Annotated in this window: 3 protein-coding genes and 1 pseudogene; 3 read left to right on the forward strand and 1 reads right to left on the reverse strand. The window is 74.4% G+C overall.

The window, feature by feature from the left end:
• Together ACFTZL_RS39770 and ACFTZL_RS39775 are read left to right on the forward strand one after the other, a co-directional pair.
• Positions 1-830 (forward strand): ATP-binding cassette domain-containing protein (locus tag ACFTZL_RS39770; RefSeq protein ID WP_382593869.1); only part of this gene is annotated, 830 nt, incomplete at its 5' end.
• Between the two features lie 473 nt (positions 831-1,303).
• Positions 1,304-2,338, forward strand: a pseudogene (locus tag ACFTZL_RS39775) (ATP-binding cassette domain-containing protein); the annotation flags it as partial.
• Between the two features lie 291 nt (positions 2,339-2,629).
• Here ACFTZL_RS39775 and ACFTZL_RS39780 read toward each other — a convergent pair.
• The gene (locus ACFTZL_RS39780; RefSeq protein ID WP_382593875.1) at positions 2,630-3,238 is read right to left on the reverse strand and encodes a LuxR C-terminal-related transcriptional regulator; all 609 of its coding nucleotides are present in this window, start codon (positions 3,236-3,238) and stop codon (positions 2,630-2,632) included.
• Between the two features lie 317 nt (positions 3,239-3,555).
• On the opposite strand from ACFTZL_RS39780, the gene ACFTZL_RS39785 reads away from it, so the two are divergent.
• On the forward strand, positions 3,556-5,712 hold the full coding sequence (locus ACFTZL_RS39785) for a SpoIIE family protein phosphatase (protein WP_382593872.1): 2,157 nt from the start codon (positions 3,556-3,558) through the stop codon (positions 5,710-5,712).
• Positions 5,713-5,859: the final 147 nt, after the last annotated feature.

Consider the following 5,859-nt stretch of genomic DNA (forward strand, 5'->3'; position numbering starts at 1 on the left):
GCCTCGGAGAGGTCCGGGCCGAGCCCGCGACCGGGTTCGGCGCATGCCGGCTGCCCGACGGGCCCGGCCGGCTGGAGCTGCGCGGCGTGACGGCCCGGCGCGGCGGACGCACCGTGCTCGACGGAGTGGACCTCGTCGTGCCGGGCGGCACGACACTGGCCGTGGTCGGCCCGTCCGGTGCGGGCAAGTCGCTGCTGGCCGCGCTCGCCGGACGGCTGGCCGACCCGGACGCGGGCGAGGTGCTCCTCGACGGGGTGCCGCTGCGCGATCTGCCGCACGCCGACCTGCGCGGCGCCGTCGGCTACGCCTTCGCCCGCCCGGCTCTCCTGGGCGGCACGGTCGGGCAGGCGATCGGCCTCGGCCTGCCGGACCCCTCCCCCGCCCGCGTCCGTGAGGCGGCCCGCACGGCCCTCGCCGACGACTTCGTCCGCCGCCTCCCCGACGGATACGACACGGCCGTCGCCGACGCCCCGCGCTCCGGCGGTGAGTCCCAACGGCTCGGCCTCGCCAGGGCGTTCGCCCACGGCGGCCGCCTGCTGATCCTCGACGACGCCCTCTCCAGCCTCGACACGGTGACGGAACGCCGCATCACCGACGCCCTTCTCGACGACGGCCCGGACAGCACCCGGCTGCTGGTCGCCCACCGCAGCGCGACGGCGGCGTGCGCCGACGCGGTGGCCTGGCTGGACGGGGGGCGGGTGCGGGCGGTGGGGCCGCACGAGGAGCTGTGGCGGCTCGCGGAGTACCGGGCGGCGTTCGGGGAGGGCACGGAACCGGCGAGTACGGGTGCGGGTGCAAGTGCGAGTGCGGAGGGGGGTGTGCCGGCATGACGGGCCGGATCCGCGCCCGCGGCCGACGTGGGCAAGAGACTCCCCGGCAGAACAGGGAGAACCGCCAGAACGGGCAGGACGCAACGCCCGCCGATGCCGGCCTACCCGCCCGGGGCCTGCGCTTCCTGCTGGCCCGCCGCCGGGTCCTGCTCCGCCTTGTCGCCTGGTCCGTGCTCGAGAGCGGGCAGACCTTCCTCATCGGCTACGGTCCCGCCCGCGCCCTGGACGAGGGGTTCCTGCGCGGGCGGGCGGATGTCGGGCTGATCTGGCTGGCGGTGACCGGGCTCGGTGTACTCGTCGGCGCGTACGGGACCGCGCGGGTGTACGCCGCCGTCGCCGCGCTGGTCGAACCCCTCCGGGACCGGCTCGTGGAGCGGGTCGTCTCCCGCGGGGTGCGGACCGGTGACACGGGGTCGTTGTCGGGGCTCACGCAGCAGGTGGAGATCGCCCGGGACACCTTCGCCGGACTGGTGATGGTCTCCCGCTCCTTCGTGTTCACCGCCGTCGGCGCCCTGGCCGGTCTGTTCGCCCTCGCCCCACCGCTCCTGCTCGTCGTCGGGCCGCCCCTGGCCGCCGGAGTGGCCCTGTTCGCGGCGACACTGCGGCCGCTCGCCCGGCGGCAGGAGACGTTCCTCGTCGCCGACGAGGCGCTCGCCGGTGAGCTGGGCGCCGTCTGCCCGGGCCTGCGGGACATCACGGCGACCGGCGCGGAGGCGCAGATCGCCGCCGGCACCGGCGAACGGGTCGAGGCGGAACTGCGGGCGGCGCGTGCCCTGGCGCACTGGGGCGTACTGCGCGTCGCGTCCCTGGCGGTCGGTGGCCAGTTGCCGATCGTCCTGCTGCTCGCCGCCGGCCCGTGGCTCCTGGCCCACGGCGTCAGCACGGGTGCCCTGGTCGGTGCCCTCGCCTATGTCACGCAGTCCCTGCTGCCCGCCCTGCGCAACCTGGTCCACGGTCTGGGCACCAGCGGCTCCCGCCTGACGGTGGTGCTGCGCAGGCTGGCCCGGACGGACACCGGCATACCTGCGGGGAAGCCGGGACCCGAACGCCCCGCGCCGGAACCCACCGAAGGCACGCCCCCGGCCTTCTCCCTCACCTCCGCCACCTTCGCCTACGGCCCCGCCAGTACCCCCGTGGTCCAGGACCTCGACCTCACCCTTCCGGTCGGCTCGCACCTGGCCGTCGTCGGCCCGAGCGGCACCGGCAAGTCCACCCTCACCGCCCTCGTCGCCGGGCTCCTCACGCCGGACCAGGGGACGATCACGGTGGGCGGACACACCGTGCCCGGACCGGAGGCGGCCGCCGCGCGCGTGCTCATCCCGCAGGAGGCGTACGTCTTCGACGCCACCCTGGCCGAGAACCTCGCGTATCTGCGGCCGGACCCGGTGCCCGAGGAGGAGCTGCTGGCCGCGGCGGAGGCGGTCGGACTCGCCCCGCTGGCCGACCGGCTCGGCGGACTCGGCGCACGGGTCGACCCGGCGGCCCTGTCGGCCGGCGAACGGCAGTTGGTCGCACTGACCAGGGCCTATCTGTCCTGCGCCCCGCTCGCCCTGCTCGACGAGGCGACCTGTCACCTGGATCCGGAGACGGAGGAGCGCGCGGAGCGCGCCTTCGCCGCGCGGCCGGGCGGGACCCTGGTGGTCGTCGCCCACCGCATCAGCTCGGCCCGCCGCGCCGGCCATGTGCTGGTCATGGACGGCAGGAGCACGGCGTACGGCGGTCACGAGGAACTGCTGCGGACCTCGGCGCTCTACCGGGACCTCGTCGGAAGCTGGGCGCCCGGCCCGTCCCGGCGGCGGTCAGAGCCAGCCCTGGCCCTGCGAGATGCGGATCGCGTCGATGCGGTTGCGGGCCCCGGTCTTGCGGGTGATGGCGGCCATGTAGTTGCGCACGGTCCCGTGGGACAGGTGCAGGCTCCCGGCTATCTCCGCGATGGAGGCTCCCTCGGCCGCGAGGGTTAACACGCTCAGCTCTCTGCGGGTCAGCGGCATCTCGGCCGCCCTGAGGAAACCGAAGCCCAGCGAGTCGTTGACGAAACGTTCCCCCTCAGCGACGCGGCGGATTCCGCGCAGCAGATTCTGCGGCGAGCTCTCCTTGTCGACGTAGCCGAGCGCCCCCGCCTCGACCGCCCTTTTCAGCAGTCCGGGCCTGTTCGCGGTGGCGAGCACGAGTAATCGGGGACGCGCCCGGTCCGGGCCCGGCCGGCACAGCTCACCCAGCGGGGGGATGCCGTAGGAGTCCGCGCACTCCAGGTCCGCCGCGCAGACGTCCGGGCGCACGGACCGCACCAGGCCCGGGGCGCCGCGCCACGGCGTGTCGTGCACCGCGAGATCAGGCTCCCCCGTCAGCCACTCCGCCAGTACCGATCTCACCAGACACTCGTCATGCACCAACAGCACCCGGATCACTGCCACCCCCTCGGCTCGCCGTACGCCCCCCTCGTCGTGTGAGCGTCTGCCCCATTGTTCGTGATGGTCACCCTGCGTGGGCGCGAAGATCCGGCCATCAAGATGCGCGGGGGCGCACGCGCGGCGCCCGTACGCCCGGCCGCGCTTCGACTTCGGCGGCATGGGACACGGCGGTCGGGGTACGCGAGCGCCTCCGACGGAGCCGAACGTCTGTAACCGACGGTAACCGTGGATCGTCCCGGTGCCGCTCGTCGTGCGCGACGGGCCGCCAGGGTGGAGATTTGTTCCTGAGCCCGGTCGCTCGGCCGTGCGAGGAGGTGGTCGGCGTGTCCGACGGGCAGTCGTCCGCACAGGCGCCGGCAGCCGCCCGGACGCCGGTCGGCCGTCCGCTGCTGTCTCTGGCGCTGGCCTCGATGATGGACGAGGTGCACGCCCACTCCGGCGCGGTGTACCTGATGGCGCCGGATCAGCCGGTGCTGGAGATGGCGGTGATGGCCGGGCTGCCCCGGGCGTTCGCGGCGCCCTGGGAGCGGGTGGGGCTGAGCTCGCCGATCCCGGTCGCCGACGCGGCGCGCGAGCGGCGGCTGGTCTGGGTCGGCGGCGAGGAGGCGATGGCCCGCCACTATCCGCGGATCGCCGTGGTGCTGCCCTACCCGTTCGCGCTGGCCGCGGTGCCGGTGGCCACCGACTCCACCGTCTACGGCGCGGTCTTCGTGACCTGGCCGGGCGCGCATCCGCCAGAGCTGTCCGACCATGAGCGCGAGCATCTGACGGCGGCCTGCGGCCGGCTCGCTGTCCGGCTGGAGCGGGCGGCCGAGCACAGCATCCCGCCGCACCCCGAGACCGACATGCTGGCCTCGCCCCTGGTGGGCGGGATCGCCGGCACGCTCGGCACGGTCGAGGCGGCCCGGATGGTGAGCCGGCTGCCGTACGGGCTGGTCTCGCTGGATCTGCACGGGCGGGTCGGCTTCGTCAACGCGGCGGCGGCCGAGTTGCTGAACGTCCCGGTCAGCCGGCTGCTCGGCACCCAGCTCTGGGCGTCGGTGCCGTGGCTCAACGACCCGGTGTACGAGGACCGTTACCGGGCCGCGCTGCTGAGCCAGCACATCACCTCGTTCGTGGCGCTGCGCCCGCCCGGCGAGTGGCTGTCGTTCCGGCTGTATCCGAGTACCACGGGCCTCAGTGTCCGGATCACCAGGTCGAAGGCCGTCTCGGAGATGAACCGGGCCGCACCGCCACCCGACGGCAAGCCGTCCCGGCTGGTCACCATGTCGCAGGTGCTGGACCTGGCCAGCGCGCTCACCGAGGCGGTGGGGGTGCAGGACGTGGTGCAACTGGTCGCGGACGAGATCGCCCCGGCCGTGGGCAGCCAGGCCCTGGTCGTGCTGAGCTCGCAGGCGAACCGGCTGCGCGTGCTCGGACATCGCGGGTACCGGGACCCGCACGTGGTGGAACGGTTCGACGGAATGCCGCTCACCGAGCCGATGCCCGGCACGAAGGTGCTGCGGACGGGCGTGCCCGCGTTCTTCGAGTCGCGGGAACAGCTCGAGCGCCTCTATCCGGCGCGGCTCGCCACCCCCGACGGGTTCTCGGCCTGGGCCTATCTGCCGCTGATCGCCCAGGGACGGCCGGTCGGGACGTGCGTGCTCTCCTTCGCCGAGCCGCACCCCTTCCCGACGGAGGAGCGGGCGGTGCTGACCAGCCTGGCCGGGCTGGTCTCCCAGGCGCTGGAGCGGGCACTGCTCTACGACGCCAAGCACCGGCTCGCGCACGGCCTCCAGGAGGCGCTGCTGCCGCACTCGCTGCCGTCGCTGCCCGGGATCGAGGCGGCCGGCCGCTATGTGCCGGCCACTCAGGGCATGGACATCGGCGGCGACTTCTACGACCTGGTGCGCACGCAGGGGATGGCGGCGGCGGTGATCGGGGACGTGCAGGGACACAACGTCACGGCGGCCGGGCTGATGGGGCAGGTCCGCACCGCGGTGCGCGCGTACACGGCCGTGGGCCAGGCGCCCGAGGAGGTCATGCGCAGCACCAACCGGCTGCTGCTCGACCTGGGGTCCGACCTGTTCGCAAGCTGCCTGTATCTGCGGCTCGACCCGGCGCACGGCCGGGCCGTGATGTCCCGGGCGGGTCATCCGCCGCCGTTGCTGAGACGGCCGGACGGGCGGGTGCGCGTCCTGGACCTGGCCGGGGGCCCGCTGCTGGGCATCGACGCCTCGGCGGTGTACCCGACGACGGAGGTCGCCCTCGCCCCCGGTTCGCTGCTCGTCCTCTACACCGACGGGCTGGTCGAGTCCCCCGGCACGGACTTCGAGGAGGCCCTCGCGGACCTGGGCCGGCGCCTGGCCGACGCCGGGGACCAGCCGCTGGACGAGCTGGCCGACAGTCTCGTTCATCAGGAGCGGCACCACCGGGAAGGGGAGGAACGGCTCGACGACATCGCCCTGTTGCTGCTCAGGGCCGTCGGGTAGGGCAGGCCGGGCACGGTACGCAGACGGGCCGGTCCCCGGCAGCGTGGTGGCGTGCTCCACGGACGACGGATCGTACTCGGGCGGCGAAACCCCGATCATGCCGTCTCCTCCGCGTAGTGGGTGGTCTCCGGCTCCCGGGTCACGACC

This window comes from Streptomyces sp. NPDC056948, from assembly GCF_042674225.1.
Taxonomy (GTDB): Bacteria; Actinomycetota; Actinomycetes; order Streptomycetales; family Streptomycetaceae; genus Streptomyces; species Streptomyces purpurascens.